General features: G+C 70.9%; 13 protein-coding genes and 1 pseudogene. 5 read left to right on the forward strand and 9 right to left on the reverse strand.

From position 1 onward, the window contains the following. Positions 1-2 precede the first annotated feature (2 nt). The 5 genes and pseudogenes from OHT57_RS28480 to OHT57_RS28500 form a co-directional block, all read right to left on the reverse strand. Positions 3-542, reverse strand: coding sequence for a YkgJ family cysteine cluster protein (locus OHT57_RS28480; RefSeq protein ID WP_328749388.1), 540 nt, complete (start codon positions 540-542; stop codon positions 3-5). A gap of 294 nt (positions 543-836) precedes the next feature. Then, on the reverse strand, positions 837-2,555 hold the full coding sequence (locus OHT57_RS28485) for a recombinase family protein (RefSeq protein WP_328749389.1): 1,719 nt from the start codon (positions 2,553-2,555) through the stop codon (positions 837-839). A gap of 110 nt (positions 2,556-2,665) precedes the next feature. Continuing rightward, positions 2,666-2,908 (reverse strand): annotated as a pseudogene (locus OHT57_RS28490) (nuclear transport factor 2 family protein); the annotation flags it as partial. Then, positions 2,905-3,765, reverse strand: a complete 861-nt coding sequence (gene folP / locus OHT57_RS28495) for a dihydropteroate synthase (protein WP_328749390.1) — start codon at positions 3,763-3,765, stop codon at positions 2,905-2,907. The pseudogene OHT57_RS28490 and the gene folP, both read right to left, overlap by 4 nt. A gap of 121 nt (positions 3,766-3,886) precedes the next feature. Further along, entirely contained in the window at positions 3,887-5,698 is a 1,812-nt protein-coding gene (locus OHT57_RS28500) for a phosphatidylglycerol lysyltransferase domain-containing protein (RefSeq protein WP_328753350.1), read from the reverse strand. Between the two features lie 174 nt (positions 5,699-5,872). Between OHT57_RS28500 and OHT57_RS28505 the strand changes: the two genes are divergently transcribed. Together OHT57_RS28505 and OHT57_RS28510 are read left to right on the forward strand one after the other, a co-directional pair. Beyond that, positions 5,873-7,000, forward strand: coding sequence for an alpha/beta hydrolase (locus tag OHT57_RS28505; protein ID WP_328749391.1), 1,128 nt, complete (start codon positions 5,873-5,875; stop codon positions 6,998-7,000). Positions 7,001-7,122: 122 nt separating this feature from the next. Next, positions 7,123-8,484, forward strand: coding sequence for a hypothetical protein (locus OHT57_RS28510; RefSeq protein ID WP_328749392.1), 1,362 nt, complete (start codon positions 7,123-7,125; stop codon positions 8,482-8,484). A 50-nt stretch (positions 8,485-8,534) separates the two neighbouring features. Here the strand turns inward: OHT57_RS28510 and OHT57_RS28515 are convergent, their stop codons facing one another. Beyond that, complete coding sequence (locus OHT57_RS28515; RefSeq protein WP_328749393.1) at positions 8,535-9,878, reverse strand: PH domain-containing protein; 1,344 nt, start codon at positions 9,876-9,878, stop codon at positions 8,535-8,537. Then, complete coding sequence (locus OHT57_RS28520; protein ID WP_328749394.1) at positions 9,875-10,378, reverse strand: PH domain-containing protein; 504 nt, start codon at positions 10,376-10,378, stop codon at positions 9,875-9,877. The genes OHT57_RS28515 and OHT57_RS28520 overlap by 4 nt, the downstream gene beginning before the upstream one ends. 31 nt (positions 10,379-10,409) lie before the next feature. Here OHT57_RS28520 and OHT57_RS28525 point away from each other — a divergent pair, with 31 nt between their 5' ends. Beyond that, on the forward strand, positions 10,410-11,561 hold the full coding sequence (locus tag OHT57_RS28525; protein WP_328749395.1) for an NADH-quinone oxidoreductase subunit D: 1,152 nt from the start codon (positions 10,410-10,412) through the stop codon (positions 11,559-11,561). On the opposite strand, the gene OHT57_RS28530 is transcribed toward OHT57_RS28525, so the two are convergent. Further along, positions 11,526-12,578 carry an SAM-dependent methyltransferase gene (locus OHT57_RS28530; protein WP_328749396.1) on the reverse strand — a complete coding sequence of 351 codons (1,053 nt, stop codon included), beginning with the start codon at positions 12,576-12,578 and terminating at the stop codon, positions 11,526-11,528. The two genes, OHT57_RS28525 and OHT57_RS28530, sit on opposite strands and share 36 nt — an antisense overlap. Before the next feature lie 118 nt (positions 12,579-12,696). Here OHT57_RS28530 and OHT57_RS28535 point away from each other — a divergent pair, with 118 nt between their 5' ends. Together OHT57_RS28535 and OHT57_RS28540 are read left to right on the forward strand one after the other, a co-directional pair. After that, positions 12,697-13,899 carry a sensor histidine kinase gene (locus OHT57_RS28535; RefSeq protein WP_328749397.1) on the forward strand — a complete coding sequence of 401 codons (1,203 nt, stop codon included), beginning with the start codon at positions 12,697-12,699 and terminating at the stop codon, positions 13,897-13,899. Between the two features lie 82 nt (positions 13,900-13,981). Further along, the gene (locus tag OHT57_RS28540; protein ID WP_328749398.1) at positions 13,982-14,653 is read left to right on the forward strand and encodes a response regulator transcription factor; all 672 of its coding nucleotides are present in this window, start codon (positions 13,982-13,984) and stop codon (positions 14,651-14,653) included. 282 nt (positions 14,654-14,935) lie between these two features. Here OHT57_RS28540 and OHT57_RS28545 read toward each other — a convergent pair whose 3' ends face one another. Further along, positions 14,936-16,162 (reverse strand): threonine aldolase family protein, encoded by a 1,227-nt coding sequence (locus tag OHT57_RS28545; protein WP_328749399.1) that lies wholly within the window; start codon positions 16,160-16,162, stop codon positions 14,936-14,938. Positions 16,163-16,250 lie beyond the last annotated feature (88 nt).

Consider the following 16,250-nt stretch of genomic DNA (forward strand, 5'->3'; position numbering starts at 1 on the left):
CGTCAGCGAGACGGCCGACTGAGGATCACGGGCGTGCCCAGCCGCGTCTCGATGTGCGGCTCCTCCCGCACCGGCGTGCCGGCCGACAGTTGCAGCCGCACCAGGGCAACGTGCTCCGGGCTGGAGAGCACCTCGTCGATTTGGGCCGGCGGCATGGCGCCGGGTGCTCCGCCGTACCACTGAGCGAGCGACAGAGCCCGTAGGGCCTCCACGGTGTCCATCAGGCCGCCCTCGGGCTCGCACCCCCAGGGGCAGGCCATCTCCGGGAAGAGCCCCCACAGCCGACACAGAATCGGCCGTGCGTCGTAGACGCGGCAGCGCTTGGTCTCCTGGTCCAGCACGTTGCACACCGTCCCGTACGGTCGGCCGTCCGGCCCCGTGACGAGATGCCCCTCCTGGAGGCGCAGGCCGGCCCTCTGGGTGCGCCGGATATCGACGGGGGTCGCGCCCACGTTTCCGCCGCACGAGCCCCAGCATTTACCGGCGCAGTTGATAGCGGGCAGCGACTCGTACAGTTTCGTCAGAGCTGGTTCGTCACGCATGGGGCGACCCTAACTGCGCCCCCCACCCCCGTGCCGATCGCCCATTCGTGTGACGCCATAACAATTTTGGACGGAAAATGCTGCTTCCACCATTCGAGGGGTGACGCGGGTCTGTTTGGTTGACGCCGCACGTTTGTATAATTGCTCGGAAAATATCGCCCCTAATGTGCCGGTATGGCACCCAGCGGACACGCCTTTCAAAGCCGGACGGCCCAGCACCCCACGGAAGAGGAGTGCTGGGCCGGGTTCTGGGAAGTCATCGGCGAGGCGGCGTACCGGATCTGGCGCGAGGAGTCACGCGGCGACGGCCTCGGCGGCTTGCTCCTCGATGATCCGGTCCCAGTCGACGCGCCGGCCGGGGACGAGCTTCTCTGAGACGGGCGCCCACTTCGGGACGATCTCCAGCTTGTTGCGCTGCTTCCCCGGCGTCTTGATAACCACGATGTGGTCGATGATGACGCCGAGTGCCTTACGGCGCTCCTGGTGAGTCATCTTGCCCCAGACCTTGAGGAAGCCCTGAAACGCTTCCTTCGGGGGCACGCTGTTACTGGCGACGGAATCTTGCAGCAGGAGAAGCCGCTGCTCGATGATCCGGAGATCGCCCTGCTTCTCCTCAGTCTTCTTCTTCACTGCCTCCTTCGTGAGCACGCCTTCGAGGAGTGCATCCGCCAGCTTCTCCAAGTCAGACTTGAGCTTCTTCTTCTGCTTCTCCAGATCGGCCAGTGTCTGAGCGTCCACGGTCACTCGCGCTTGCCGCTGCATCGCCAATGCCGCTTGTTCTTCGCCCTTGGCCCGAGCAGTCACCCACTTCAGTACTTGCTTCTCCGCCATGGAGAGCCGAATCGTGACGCCCTCGCACTCTTGGGTCTGGTTCTCACACTGGCAGCGGAAAGTGACCGCAGGGGGGTTACCGCCCACCATCGCCCCCATGGACGCGAGACAGCGCGCCATCTTCATGGAGCCGTCCTTCTGCCGCTTCTCACGGTCCCGGCCGCACCGCATGAGCGACGAAAGGGACCACTTGGGTGTGGTCGTACGAGTTTCGGCCTTCGACTGCTTCCGGCGACGCTGGACGTAACGCATCCACGTGCCCAGCGAGATGATTCGCTTGTGGGCACCGCGCTTCCAGGACATCCAATCCCAGGGCCCACGCTGGTCGGCATCGTAGGCGTTGATCCGGAGAAGTCCCGCAGCAAATCCGGAGTCCATGGACTGCCGCAGACTCGTAGCGGTGATCCGGTTCCCGTAGATGGAGCGCAGGCCCTTGGCGGCGAGCTGCTTGGCAAGCGTCGGGAAGTTCACGCCCTTGACGTAGAGCCTGTACGCCTCGGCGTACAGCTTGGCGAACTTCGAGTGGGGCTGGAGGATGCCTTCGCACGTTTTGCAGTGCTCGTAGGAGCGCTCGTTCGTTTCGCTCCGCCGACAGTCGGGGCATCGGTCGTAACCGAGAACGGGACGGCCGAAGTGGGGGCGGTTTCGGTCGTGCCGGTTCTGTGCTGCTCTGGCCCACCCCTCACCGATTTTCATACTCGCGTGCTCGTCCATGTTCATGAAGTGGTTCATGATCATGAGACCGTCGGCGGTCGTCGGGTCAATGGGCTGAGTGGCGGAAATGAGGACGCCGCCGGCCGAGTACAGCTCGCGAACATGAGCGCGAGACTCTTCGAGGTTTCGGCCCCACCGGCTAGTCTCCAGCACGATGATGCAGTTGATCTCGCCGCGCCGGATCATCTCGATGATTTCCATGACTTTGCGCTCATGGAAGCTGCGGCCGGACTCATCCACGTCGTAGATGACCTCGGGGCCCACCAGCTCGACACCGCGAATCTGCGCGGCGGCCTTGCCGGTACTCACCTGAATTTCGGGGCTTTCCATTTTCTGGCGCCCCATGCTGACACGGACATAAATGACTCCGCGCAGCGTCTCCTTGCCGAGCTGTGCCCGGCTCCAGGCCCGAATTTTGATCTGGTTCTTGGTGCTGATCCTGTGCCGGTTGGCGACGTCCGTGACCATGGCTTCCCTCCTGGGACCAGCGTCAGTCGGGGCGTCGCAGGAGGGTCCGAGCCGCGCCGAGGAGGCGGAGGAACCACCCGCCCAGACGTACGCTATGTCCGCGTCTTGGCGTTCGCCATGATCAGCGCGTACGACCTGAGGACCTCGCCGCGGCCGGTCAGCACGGGCCAGCCGGGGTGTACGCAGGAGACCACGCCGGAGTCGGCCGGGTCGTGGTACTCCTCGTCGACGCCCAGGTCGGCCGGGGTGAGCCAGAACGACGACAGCTCGTCGAAGTCGCCGCGCTCCAGTGCCTCGTAGAAGGCCGTATTGGCGGCTTCGACCTGTTCCACGTCGGTGTGGGGGGCGCTCACCGGGCTCCTTCCACGGCGCGGGCGACCCGTACGGCGTCCGCGGTCGCGCGGACCTCGTGCACGCGTACGGCCCATGCGCCGGCGTGCGCCGCGAGGGCGGACACGGCGGCTGTGGCGGCGTCCCGCTCGCGTGCGGGCGGTGGGGCGGCCTCCGGGCCGGCGAGGACGCGGCCGAGGAAGCGTTTGCGGGAGGCGGCGACGAGGAGGGGGTGGCCGAGGCGGAGCAGGCGGTCGAGGTGGGAGAGGAGGACCAGGTCGTGTTCGGCGTCCTTGGAGAAGCCGAGACCGGGGTCGACGATCACGCGGTCGGGGGCGATGCCGCCCGCGAGGACGGCGTCCACGCGTGCGTGGAGTTCGTCGACGACCTCGGCGACGACGTCGGCGTAGACGCCCTTGGTGTTGCCGCCTGTCAGGAAGCCGCGCCAGTGCATGACGACGAAGGGGGCGCCGGCGGCGGCGACGACCGGGATCATCGCGGGGTCGGCGAGGCCGCCGCTGACGTCGTTGACGAGGGCGGCGCCGGCGGCGAGCGCCTGTTCGGCGACGGAGGCCCGCACGGTGTCGACGGAGACGGTGACGCCTTCGGCGGCGAGGCCGCGGACGACGGGGACGACGCGCCGGAGTTCCTCGGCCTCGTCGACGCGGGTGGCGCCGGGGCGGGTGGACTCGCCGCCGACGTCCACGAGGTCGGCGCCCTCCTCGACGAGGGCGAGGCCGTGTTTGACGGCGGCGGTGGTGTCGAACCAGCGGCCGCCGTCCGAGAAGGAGTCGGGGGTGACGTTCACGACTCCCATCACCGCGCAGCGGTCCCATTCCGGAAGGCCGGCGACGCGCCCGCGTCCGCTCTGCTTGCTCATGCGTTCAGCCTAGGCCCAGCGTGGAGGCGTGCGACCGCGTGGCCCGAACGGAGGCCCCCGGGCCGGAGGAGGGGGCGGGGCTTCCGTTCGGGCCGGTCGCGGGGGCTCCGGGCCCGGCGGGTCAAGCCGCTCGTACGTCCCGCTCGGCGACCGCGTGGGCACACGTGCGTGCGATGCGTGTGCGGCGGCGCAGGAAGCGCGGCAGGGGCAGGGCGAGGGTGACGAAGCCCTCCGCCTGCATGGCGGCGAAGCCGATGCGCGGGAGGTCCCCGGAGGCGCGGTAGACGACGAAGCGGGGTTCCCAGCGGGGCTGGAACTTCGCGTTGAACTTGTACAGGGATTCGATCTGGAACCAGCGGGACAGGAAGACCAGCAGGCCGCGCCAGGCGCGCAGCACGGGTCCCGCGCCGATCTTCTCGCCGCGGGCGAGTGCCGAGCGGAACATCGCGAAGTTCAGTGAGACGCGTGTGATGTCGAACTTCGGGGCTGCCTGGAGGGCGGCCACGATGAGCAGTTCGTTCATGCCGGGGTCGGCCGAGCGGTCGCGTCGCATGAGGTCGAGGGAGGCACCGTCGGTGCCCCAGGGCACGAAGTGCAGGATCGCCTTGAGGTCGCCGTAGGGGCCGGGGTGGTCGTCCGCCTTGTGGGCGGTGGCGATGAGGCAGTCGCCGTCGGAGAGGTCGCCGATGCGGCCCAGGGCCATGGAGAAGCCGCGTTCGGTGTCGGTGCCGCGCCAGTCGTCGGCGGCCTGGCGGATGCGCTCCAGTTCGGTCTCTCCGACGTCACGGACGCGCCGGACCCGGGTCTCGTAACCGGCGCGTTCGATGCGCTTGACCATTTGGCGCACGTTGCGCATCGCGCGGCCGGCCAGGGAGAAATCCGCGACGTCCACCACCGCCTCGTCGCCCAGTTCGAGGGCGTCCAGTCCGGTCTCCCGGGTCCACACCTCGCCCCCGGTCTCCGAGCAGCCCATGACGGCGGGGGTCCAGGAGTGTGCCGTGGCCTCGTCCATGAAGCGTTCGATGGCGCCCGGCCAGGCCTCGACATCACCGATGGGGTCGCCGCTGGCGAGCATCACGCCGGAGACGACGCGGTAGGTGACGGCTGCCTTGCCGCTGGGGGAGAACACGACGGCCTTGTCGCGGCGGAGCGCGAAGTGGCCGAGGGAGTCGCGCCCGCCGTGCTTGACCAGGAGGGCCCTGAGGCGGGACTCGTCCTCCTCGGTGAGGCGGGCGGCGGGATGTTCGGGGCGGAAGGCGAGGTAGATCGTCGTGATGGCGGTGAGCAGGCCCAGGGCGCCCAGGGAGACGCCGACGGTCCATGAGGTGTCGCCCTGGTAGTCGACGGGCCCCTCGAAGCCGAAGAGGCCGTACAGGACGTGCGTGATGCGATCGGCCAGGCTCGGGTCGCCGACCATGCGGTTCGGGTGGACGCTGACGATGACCAGTCCGAGGACGAGGGAACCGGCGCCCATGAGCACGAAGTTGGCGAGTGCCCGCCAGCGGCTGCGCGGGTCGGGCAGTGCCTTGAACTGGTCGCGGTGGCGCAGCAGCGGGGCGAGCAGGGCGAACGAGATGATCACTCCGAGGAGCGAGTGGCGGTAGGTGAACTGTGCCAGCGCGCCCGCGGGCAGCAGTGCCACGGCGGCTCGCCAGGCCCGGCGCTTGCGGCGCCTGAGGCCGTGGGCGAGCAGCAGCAGGAGGACGCCGGTGCTGAGGGAGAGCGCGGCCGCGAACGGGCCGAGCGCGCCGGGCAGTACCTCGGCCATGGTGTGCATACGGCTGTGCCGGAAGCGTGGGAAGACGCCGGCGGCGATGTCCAGAAGGCCTACGAGTGCGCAGGCTCTGGCGACGACGACGGGGACGGCCTCGGGGCGCGGTCCGTGCAGTGCACGCGGTAGCCGTGTTGATCGGATCGGAACCCCGCCCGACATTTCCTCATCTGTCCTGACAGACATCGCATCCCATGGTTCTGCGAGTGACTCTGGATCCGGAGCCCCGATTCGGGCATCCGGCGACATTGCGCCCTCTAGGACGGTGTCTGGTGAGAAGAGGTTCACTCATCTTCTCAAAGCCGTTTCAAAGGCCGAGGAAAGCGAAAGCAAGCAATGGGTCTCACGAGCAACAACACGCTGGTGGTGGCGGTGCTGGCCGCCGTGGCGCTGTTCGCCGGCACGGTGTGGCTCTGGCCACGGCTGGCGCGGCGGGGCTGGCGGTCCGTCAGCGGCCGTATAGGGCTGCTGTTCGCGACGCAGCTCCTCCTGTTCGTGTCGCTGGGGCTCGCCGCCAACCACGCTTACGGGTTCTACGCCTCCTGGGCCGACCTGTTCGGTCAGGAGACGGACCAGGGCGTGGTGGTCGATCACACCCTGGGCGGCCGTTCGGGCGGGCCGCTGCGGGTGACCGAGATAGGGGACGTGCCGGGCAGGGGCGGCTTTCGGCCGTCGTCGGCCGGGCAGGTCCAGAAGGTCGACATCGTCGGCCGTACGTCACACATCGTCTCGCCCGCGTACATCTATCTGCCGCCGGAGTATTTCCAGGCCCGCTATCGCGGACGTACGTTCCCCGCGGCCGTCGTCCTGACCGGATATCCGGGTACCGCGAGAGCGCTGGTGGACAAACTCCACTACCCGCGCACGGCGCTCGAACTCACCAAGGACGGCCGTATGCAGCCGATGATCCTGGTGATGATGCGGCCGACGGTGGCGCCGCCGCGGGACACCGAGTGCGCGGACGTTCCGCACGGTCCGCAGACCGAGTCGTTCTTCGGGAAGGACCTGCCGGAGGCGGTGACCGCGCACTACCGGGTGGGCAGGGAGCCGGGGAGCTGGGGGATCATCGGGGACTCCACGGGCGGCTACTGCGCGCTGAAGATCGCCATGCACCATCCCGGGGTGTACGCCGCGGGGGCGGGCCTGTCCCCGTACTACAAGGCGCCCGTCGACCCCACCACGGGCGATCTCTTCCACGGCGACAAGGCGCTGCGCAACCGCGCCAACCTGTGGTGGTGCCTCAAACACCTGCCCGCGCCCGATACCTCACTGCTCGTCACCAGCAGCAAGGTGGGCGAGACGAACTACAAGGACACGCTGCGGTTCATAGAGCGGGTGAAGGACACGGGAACGACCCGGATCTCGTCGATCATCCTGGAAAGCGGGGGGCACAACTTCAACACCTGGCGGCGGGAGATCCCGGCGACGCTGGAGTGGATCAGTGGGCGGTTGAGTGATCGATGAGTGATCAATACGCCGAATTCGGCGGCCCTTCCGATTCCTGATGTCGGGTGAAGGCTGCGGGGTGGCTGTGTTTTTACGGGGCGGGGCACCAAGATTCGCCTACGCGCGGTAAGTTTCTGGCCATGCCACGTGGACGTCACCGCCATTCCCCGCCCTTGCACAGGCTGCTGCCTCCGTCGGCGATCGCAGGCGTCTCCCTCGTCTGCGCCTTCGGCCCCTGGGTTTTCTCGCAGCAGGCAGTGCTGCGTGTGATAGCCGCCATCGCCGCGGCGGTCGCGGTCGTGGGGGCGGCCGTCATGCGCCGCTGGGACGGGCAGGCGGGCAGGCAGGTCGCCGATCTCACGCGCGCGCGGGCCAGCGACGAGTGGCGGCACGAGGAGCGGGTCGCCGAACTCGAGACCGATCTCGAGGAGTCGCGGGAGCTGCGCGTCAAGCTGGAGCAGCGGCTGCGGGCCAAGCGCACGGAGCTGGCGGCCCTGCGCAACGAACACGCGGCGCTGCTGCGGCGGTACGCCACGGCGGAGACCGAGCGGGCGAGCGCCCTGGAGGGCCGTCGGCTGCTGGAGATAGAGGCCGCCCCGGCGCGGGCGCTGCCGTCGGCGGAGGAGGCCGACGAGGAGGCCGTGGCGGTGGCTGCCCCGGCGGAGGACGGGACCGATGCCGATGTGGCGGCCGGGGCGGAGGGGCCGGAGCGGCCCACGATCTTCTCCCCGGAGGGTTCGCAGCTGTTCCTGCGGGCGAACGCGGCGCTGAAGCGGCTCGACGAGGACGGCGACGAGGTCACCGCGACGGAGGCGGAGCCCACGGAGGCGGAGCCCACGGAGGCGGAAGCCGGGGAGTCCGAGGCGGAACCCGAGGAAGAGGCCGACACGGAGACCCGGGCGGACTCCGGGCCCGCTTCCCGGACCGGCATGAGGGCCGATGCCGGGGGCGGCGCGAAGAGCGGGCCCGCGACCGGCCCCGAACGCTCCGCGGACGTCTCCGAAGGAGCCGCCGCCGACCTCGACGGGCAGCCGGTGAACGCGGGTGCCGGCGCGGCGGACGCGGGCGGCACCGAGGCGGAGGCCGCACAGGAGGACGAGGCGCGGGGGAAGTCCGAGGCGGCCGACGGGCATGAGCGCGCGGCCGCCACCACCACGGTGAGAGCCGCCCAGCCGCCGCAGCAGCCCGCCGGGCACTTCATCGCTCCGACCGCGGTGGCCGTCGTGCCCGCGGCTCCCGAGCGGCGCCCGCGGGTCCAGGGCGGGTTCGACTTCTTCGGTACGAAGCCGGGTGCCTCGCGGGACGCCATGGAGGCCGTGCAGAACGAGGACCTCGCCGACGTCGTCGGCCAGGAGGCCCTGGCCCTGCACAAGGCCGAGTCGGAGGCGGCGTTCAAGCCGGCCGACGAGGAGTCGCGGGGCGTGGGCCAGGTCATCGACCTGACGGCCCACGACGAGACGGAACAGATCAACCTGCAGGGACTGCGCAGCGCGGTCTCCTGACGGACGCACGGGCACTCACGCGCACCGGCAAGGGCGCACCAGGGGCACGGTCAGACCATCCAACGGTCGGGCCGTGCCCCTTTCCGTCCCGTCCGTGACCTCTCCGCCTGCGCCCCGAGCAGCGCCGCGGCCTCCTGAGCGTCCCTCAGACGGGCGGTGACGGTCTTGTTCGCTCCGGTGTCCACGTGCACGTCGGCGAGGCGCCACAGCCGCTTCCAGGGCCCTTGGGTGAGCCGTACGCTCTGGACCTTCGCGTGCGGGACGAGTGCCAGGCTGCGCCGCAGCAGTCCCTGCCGTGCCGCGAACACCGCGTCGGTGACGGCGAGTCCGTGGCCGCGCCACCACACCGGCACACATCGTCCGGCCCGCCGCGGGGGCCGTGACAGCTCCGACAGCGGCGGCACGACGACTCCGGGCAGCACGCGCGCGACGACCGCCTCGGCGACCTCGCGCGGAGCGACCGGCACCAGCACCGAGTTGGACGACCCGGCCACGTCCAGCTCGACCCGCACCCAGCCGCGCCGCCGCCACAGCAGCGGCTCCACGATCCGCACGGTCTGTACCCGCCCCGGCGGCACCGTCTCGTGCGTGCGGTCCAGGAGACCGTGGTCGATGCGCAGCCCGTCCGGGGACTCGCCCACCGTCCAGTCGTACTCGGTGACGAACCGTCCCACGCTGCTCGCGCCCGCCGCGCCGAGCAGGGGCAGGGCGGTCGCCAGGACCGTCCACACGCTGTGGGTGGCCAGCCAGAGCAGGGTCGGTACGACGGCGGTGGCGACCAGGGTTCCCCAGGTTGCGCCCGTCAGCACAAGGGAGAGCGCGAGGTCGCGCGGGGGCGTGCGCATCAGTTCGCGCGCTGGTGCCTCGCCGACCTCGTGCGCGGTCTCGGGGGCGAACCCGGCGGCGCGCGCGAGGAGTTCCGCGCGCAGCGCACGCGCCTCGCGCTCCCCGAGGAAGGCGAGCTCGTCCTTCTTGTCGGTGCCGACGACGTCGAGCCGCAGCTTCGCGACGCCCGCCACGCGCGCGAGGAGCGGCTGTGTGACGTCGATCGCCTGGATGCGCTCCAGCCGGATGTGCGCGGTGCGCCGGAACAACAGGCCGGTCCGGATGCGCAGTTCGGAGTCGGTCACCGCGAAGTGGGTGTACCACCAGGTGAGAAAGCCGTACAGGGCGGCGGCCGGGACGATGACGGCGAGTGCGATCAGCAGCGTGGTGGTCGTCAGCCGGGTCAGCTGGCGCTGCGCCTGGTCGGGGTCGTGCACGGCCCACCCGATGATGACGGCGACCGGCGCCCAGGCCCGCCTGAGCGGCGTTATGGGATGCAGCCGCCGCTCGGTGACGGGTTCCCTCACCCGCTTCTCCTGTACGGCGTCGTCGACGCCGTGCGCCGTCACAGGCCCGCCGATCGGGCTTCGCCGAGTTCGGTGAGCCGGTCGCGCAGCCGCTCCGCCTCGGCCGGGACGAGGCCCGGGATGGTCGCGTCGGTCGCCGCGGCCGCCGTGTGCAGTTGCACGCTGGCCAGCCCGAAGTGGCGCTCCACGGGCCCGGAGGTGACCTCCACCAGCTGCATGCGGCCGTACGGCACCACGGTCTCCTCGCGCCACAGCACGCCCCGGCTGATCAGCAGGTCGTCGGCGCGCTCGGCGTAGCGCCAGGAACGCCAGTTGCGGCCGATCATCGCCCAGCCCCACCCGGCGAGGGCGAGCGGCAGCAGGGCGAAGGCCGCCCAGGCCGGACCGCAGAGCAGCCCGAGCAGCAGCCCCACGCCCACGGCGAGCAGCCCCAGCCACACCACCAGCAACAGTCGCCGCATCCGAAGCAGTCCGGGCGGCAGCCCGGTCCACACCGGCTCGTGGCCGGTGACCTCTGTGTCCTGCCCGCTCCCCGTCTCCATGGAGCCAGCGTACGTAGGGGAGACTGTGTTCATGACTCCCACGACGGAGACCACGGTCGGCATCGGCGGCGCCGCGGAGAGCACCGACATGGTGCTCAACATCGGACCGCAGCACCCGTCCACCCATGGCGTGCTGCGTCTGAGGCTGGTCCTGGACGGTGAGCGCATCGTGAGCGCGGAGCCGGTGATCGGCTACATGCACCGGGGCGCGGAGAAGCTCTTCGAGGCGCGCGACTACCGCCAGATCATCATGCTCGCCAACCGCCACGACTGGCTGTCGGCCTTCTCCAACGAGCTGGGTGTGGTCCTCGCCGTGGAGCGCATGCTCGGCATGGAGGTCCCGGAGCGGGCGGTGTGGACGCGCACGCTGCTCGCCGAGCTGAACCGGGTGCTGAACCACCTGATGTTCCTCGGCTCGTACCCGCTGGAGCTCGGCGGCATCACCCCGGTCTTCTACGCGTTCCGGGAGCGGGAGGTGCTCCAGAACGTCATGGAGGAGGTCTCCGGCGGCCGGATGCACTACATGTTCAACCGTGTCGGCGGCCTCAAGGAGGACCTGCCGGCCGGCTGGACCGCACGCGCGCGTGCCGCTGTGTCCGCCGTGCGCTCGCGCATGGACCGCTTCGACGACCTGGTGCTCGGCAACGAGATCTTCCGGGGGCGTACCCGGGACGTGGGCGTCCTCGCGCCGGAGACCGTGCACGCGTACGGCGTCAGCGGGCCCGTCGCGCGTGCCTCGGGCGTCGACTTCGACCTGCGCCGCGACGAGCCGTACCTGGCCTATGGCGAGCTCCAGGACACCCTGAGGGTGGTGACCCGCGAGGAGGGCGACTGTCTCGCCCGCTTCGAGGTCCTCCTGGAGCAGACCCACAACGCCCTCGATCTGGCCGACGCCTGTCTCGACCGGGTCGCCGGACTCCCGCCCGGGCCGATCAACCAGCGGCTCCCGAAGGTCCTGAAGGCGCCCGAGGGGCACACGTACGCGTGGACCGAGAACCCGCTCGGCATCAACGGCTACTACCTCGTCAGCAAGGGCGAGAAAACCCCGTACCGGCTGAAGCTGCGCTCGGCCTCGTACAACAACATCCAGGCCCTGGCCGAGCTGCTGCCGGGGACGCTGGTCGCGGACATGGTGGCGATCCTGGGGTCACTGTTCTTCGTGGTCGGGGACATCGACAAGTAGGCCGGCGAGGGGTGCGTCCACGGCTTCGGCGGACACGCCGACCGGCTGGAGCAGCCAGCCGAAGTCGCCGAGTCCGCCCGCCGCAGTGAGCTCGGCGGCCTCTCCGGCGCGCGCGAGGGCGCGTACGTACTGGGCGGGGTGGGTGGAGGCGAGTGCGAGCGCGGGGCGTGCGCCCGTGATGCCCAGGGCGCGCAGAGCGTCGCGCTGGGGCAGTACCCGCCCTCCCGGCAGCGCGCACGCGTCCAGCGCCACATGGGCCGTGAGGTCGCACGACCCGTCCGGTACGGGTGCCGTCTCGCGTCCCTCGCGGAAGGCGGTGAGCGTTCCGAACAGGGGGCGCGTGGATGCCGTGTGCGCGTAGTCGGCGGCGACCGCGAGCCCCCGTTCGACGGGCGCGACCGCCGACGCCCACGCCTGGTCGCGGGGCAGGCCGATCTCGGCCCGCAGGCCCTCCTCGGCCGGCAGCGGCCACCATCGGCTCAGCCACTCGGCTTCCGCACCGCCCACCGGTTCCCCGAGACGTTCCCGCCCGTCCCGTCGCACGAGAACCCGTCGCGGGACGCCCGAGGAGTCCGTCTCGGCGATGTCCACGGGTACGTTGTCCAGCCATTCGTTGGCGAACAGCAGCCCGGTGACGCCCTCCGGGGAGGCGGGCAGCCACTCGATCCGGTGATCGAGGCCGGGAGGCCGGGCGGCGAGTTCGACAGCGCACACGCGTGTGCGGGCGGCCACGTCGTCCGGCAGGGCGGCGAGGACGCCGGCGGCCAACTCGCCGCGCCCCGCGGCCATGTCGACGAAGTCGAGCCGTGCGGGACGGCCCAGTGCCCCGTCGACCCGGCACAGCAGGCGGGCCACGGCCTCGGCGAACAGCGGGGAGGCGTGCACGGAGGTACGGAAGTGCCCGGCGGGCCCCTCCGGCCTGCGGTAGAAGCCGTCCGGCCCGTACAGGGCAGCCTCCGCGGCGGCCCGCCACCCGCTCCAGTCGCCCGTCGCTCGGTCCGGGGTGTCATCGGTCACGCCGTCAGGCTAGGCGTACAGGGGAACGGGGCCTCCACCTTGGGGAGTACGCGTGGGCGGTACGGATCGATCCTCCGGTTGACCCCTGCACGCATCGCGCATCCCTACGCTGGGTTACGTGCAACGCCTCTATGACTTCCTCCGCAGACACCCGACAGGGGTCGACGCCTTCTGGGCCGTCTTCCTGTTCGGGATCTCGCTCGCGAGCGAATCCGCCCAGGGGGAGTCCCAGGGCACCGGGTCCCCGGCGGTGATCATTCCGGTGATCCTGCTGCTGTGCCTGGTGATCGCGTTGCGCCGGCGCATGCCGGAGAAGATGCTGCTGCTGGCCATCGGGCTGGGCGTGGCGCAGCTCGCGCTGGACGTCGAGGTCAAGGCGGCCGACTTCGCCTTCCTGGTGATCGTCTACACGGTGGCGACGACAGGCACCCGCTGGGCCTCCTGGCTGGCACTGGCGAGCGGTCTCTGCGCCGCTCCGCTGGCGCAGCTGCGGTGGCCGAACGAACACTCGAGCGCGCTGGGCAACCTCGCCCAGGTGATCTTCCTGACGATTCCGTTCGCCCTGGCCTGGGTGCTCGGCGACTCGATCCGCACCCGCCGCGCCTACTTCGCGCAGCTGGAGGAGCGGGCCGCGCGTCTGGAGAAGGAGCGCGAGGCGCAGTCGAAGGTCGCGGTCGCCGCCGAGCGCGCCCGGATCGCCCGCGAACTGCACGACGTCGTCGCGCACAACGTGTCCGTCATGGTCGTCCAGGCCGACGGCGCCGCCTACGTCCTCGACGCCGCGCCCGACCAGGCGAGGAAGGCCCTGGAGACCATCTCCTCCACCGGCCGTCAGGCCCTCGCCGAAATGCGCCGCCTGCTGGGCGTGCTGCGCACCGGCGAGCACCAGGAGGGCGGCGAGTACGTACCGCAGCCGGACGTCGAGCAGATCGAGGACCTCGTCGAGCAGTGCCGCGGTTCCGGGCTCCCCGTCGACTTCAAGATCGAGGGCACCCCGCGTCAGCTGCCCAGCGGCGTCGAGCTCACCGCGTACCGCATCGTGCAGGAGGCCCTCACCAACACGCGCAAGCACGGCGGCCCCAACACGGGCGCCAGCGTGCGCCTGGTCTACTTCGACGACGGACTGGGCCTGCTCGTCGAGGACGACGGCAAGGGCGCCCCGCACGAGCTGTACGAAGAGGGCGGCGCCGACGGGGCGGGCCACGGCCTGATCGGCATGCGCGAGCGGGTCGGTATGGTCGGCGGCACCCTGGACGCGGGCCCCCGCCCCGGCGGAGGATTCCGCATCAGTGCTCTGCTGCCGCTCAAACCAGCGCATTGACGCCGACGCACGCCCCTCGTTGACACCTGTCACGCCCCCTGATGACCACCCCGTACGACCCCGAGGAAACGGAAGAGGACCGATGACGATCCGCGTGATGCTCGTCGACGACCAGGTGCTGCTGCGCACCGGGTTCCGGATGGTGCTCGCAGCCCAGCCGGACATGGACGTCGTCGCGGAGGCGGGGGACGGGGTGGAAGCCCTCCAGGTGCTGCGCTCGACCTCAGTCGACGTCGTCCTGATGGACGTCCGCATGCCGAAGCTCGACGGCGTGGAGACCACCCGCCGCATCTGCTCGGAGCCCGACCCGCCGAAGGTGCTGATCCTGACCACCTTCGACCTCGACGAGTACGCCTTCTCCGGGCTCAAGGCGGGCGCCTCCGGCTTCATGCTCAAGGACGTGCCGCCCGGCGAACTGCTCACCGCGATCCGCTCGGTGCACAGCGGCGACGCCGTGGTCGCCCCCTCGACGACCCGGCGACTGCTCGACCGGTTCGCGCCGATGCTGCCCACCACCGGCAAGGAACCCCAGTACAAGGAACTGGAGCGGCTCACCGACCGCGAGCGCGAGGTCATGGTGCTGGTCGCCCAGGGGCTGTCCAACGGCGAGATCGCGGCCCGGCTGGTCCTGTCCGAGGCCACCGTGAAGACCCACGTGGGCCGCATCCTGACCAAGCTGGGCCTCCGGGACCGGGTGCAGGTGGTGGTCCTCGCCTACGAGACGGGGCTGGTCCGCGCGGGCGGCCAGGGATGAGCGTCCGGGGAGCGCCTCGCGGGTGAGACCGGTCCCGGTCGGGCGCTCACGGCCGCTCTCCGTCGCGGGGCCCGGCCGGGATGCAGGTCGCGGTGTCCCGCGCGGTCTCGCTCGGCGAGGCTGCCGGGCGGGTCACGGTCGACAGCGCAGGGAGGGCCGGACGGCGACGCAGGGCGAAGGCCTCCTCCTCGTACCGGCGAGCCTGTGCCGGCCCGGCCGGTGTCGCACTCCCCTGCTTACAACAGCCCTCCCTGCGCGATGCCGTCGCCCGGGGCGTGAGCATCACCCGGCGCTGCCCCCGGCGGCCGTCCTCGTACCGTCGGCTTCTTCGGCCAGGAGCAGCGCGAAGGCCGCCACGGCGGCCCGCACCTCCTGCGCCGTCCAGTCCAGCCCCGCGGCCCGGACGTCCACCTCGGTGCGCGACAGGCCCGGGCCCACCTCGTCCCAGGGGCGAGCGAACAGCAGCGTCTTCGTCTCCTCGCCCTGCCGCAGGGAGGCCTCCGTGAGGACGTCGACCCCGTACGGCAGCCACACCTGGAATTCGTTGGTGTGCGGCCGCTCGGGGTGGATCCGCGACCACGGCAGCCCGGCGGCCTCGAACCCCTCGCGCAGCGCGTCCGCGACCACGCGCGCGTGGCCGACGTACGAGGGCAGCCGGGGCAGCTCCCGCTCCAGCCCGGCGAGCGCCGACAGCACCGTGGGGAACTGCTGGAACACCGTGCCGCCGTAGCGGTGCCGCCAGACCTTGGCCTCCTCCACGAGCGTCCCCGGACCGACGAGGGCCGCGCCGCCGTAGCCGTCGAGGGACTTGTAGTACGACACGTAGACGCTGTCCGCCAGGCCCGCGATCTCGTCCAGGGAACGGCCGAAGTGGACGGTGCTCTCCCACAGGCGCGCGCCGTCGAAGTGCACCACCGCGTCGCGCTCGCGTGCCGCCGCCACGACCTCGCCGAGCTCCTCCCAGGTGGGCAGCACGAAACCGGCGTCCCTGAGGGGGAGTTCGAGCATCAGAGCCCCGAAGGGCTCGGGGAACGCGCGCACCTCGTCGGCGGTCGGCAGGCGCGGCTCGCTGGTGATCCGAACCGGTCGCAGGCCGCTGACCCGGCTGAACGCCTGGCGTTCGTGCACTTCGGGGTGGGCGAGCGCGTGCAGGGCGACCGTGGGATTGCCGGTGCGGCCCGCCCAGCAGCGCAGGGCCACCTGCTGGGCCATCGTGCCGGTCGGGAAGAAGGCGGCCGCCTCCATGCCGAGCAGGGCGGCCGTCCGCTCCTCCAGCGCCTCGACGACGCCGTTGCCGTACAGGTCGGCGTTCTCGTCCAGGTCGTACAGCTCGTGCGCGTCGTCCAGCACCGCCAGGCGCTCCCGGAGCGTGCCCTGGGAACCGGGGCGCGCGAGGACACGTTCCGCACTCCGGCCTACGCGTGTGCGCCGTGCGAAGCGGCGCTTGAGCCGCTCCTCCTCCGTGAAGTGCTCGCTCTGTCCGGGGCCCTGCTCCGCCGTATCCGTCATGGCCGGATCATGCCTCGCGCCCGCTCGCGGGTGCACCCGCTTTTCCCACAGCCTGTGGACAACCGGACGCCCCCCGAACCGATCGCGT

The organism is Streptomyces sp. NBC_00285, assembly GCF_036174265.1.
Taxonomy (GTDB): Bacteria; Actinomycetota; Actinomycetes; order Streptomycetales; family Streptomycetaceae; genus Streptomyces.

Excerpts from the sequence above, each read along its gene's own strand:
- OHT57_RS28480 (WP_328749388.1), bottom strand. The coding sequence starts at position 542 with ATGCGTGACGAACCAGCTCTGACGAAACTGTACGAGTCGCTGCCCGCT.
- OHT57_RS28525 (WP_328749395.1), top strand. The coding sequence starts at position 10,410 with ATGACTCCCACGACGGAGACCACGGTCGGCATCGGCGGCGCCGCGGAG.
- OHT57_RS28510 (WP_328749392.1), top strand. The coding sequence starts at position 7,123 with ATGCCACGTGGACGTCACCGCCATTCCCCGCCCTTGCACAGGCTGCTG.
- OHT57_RS28505 (WP_328749391.1), top strand. The coding sequence starts at position 5,873 with ATGGGTCTCACGAGCAACAACACGCTGGTGGTGGCGGTGCTGGCCGCC.
- OHT57_RS28500 (WP_328753350.1), bottom strand. The coding sequence starts at position 5,698 with ATGTCGGGCGGGGTTCCGATCCGATCAACACGGCTACCGCGTGCACTG.
- folP (WP_328749390.1), bottom strand. The coding sequence starts at position 3,765 with ATGAGCAAGCAGAGCGGACGCGGGCGCGTCGCCGGCCTTCCGGAATGG.
- OHT57_RS28540 (WP_328749398.1), top strand. The coding sequence starts at position 13,982 with ATGACGATCCGCGTGATGCTCGTCGACGACCAGGTGCTGCTGCGCACC.
- OHT57_RS28485 (WP_328749389.1), bottom strand. The coding sequence starts at position 2,555 with ATGGTCACGGACGTCGCCAACCGGCACAGGATCAGCACCAAGAACCAG.
- OHT57_RS28545 (WP_328749399.1), bottom strand. The coding sequence starts at position 16,162 with ATGACGGATACGGCGGAGCAGGGCCCCGGACAGAGCGAGCACTTCACG.
- OHT57_RS28520 (WP_328749394.1), bottom strand. The coding sequence starts at position 10,378 with ATGGAGACGGGGAGCGGGCAGGACACAGAGGTCACCGGCCACGAGCCG.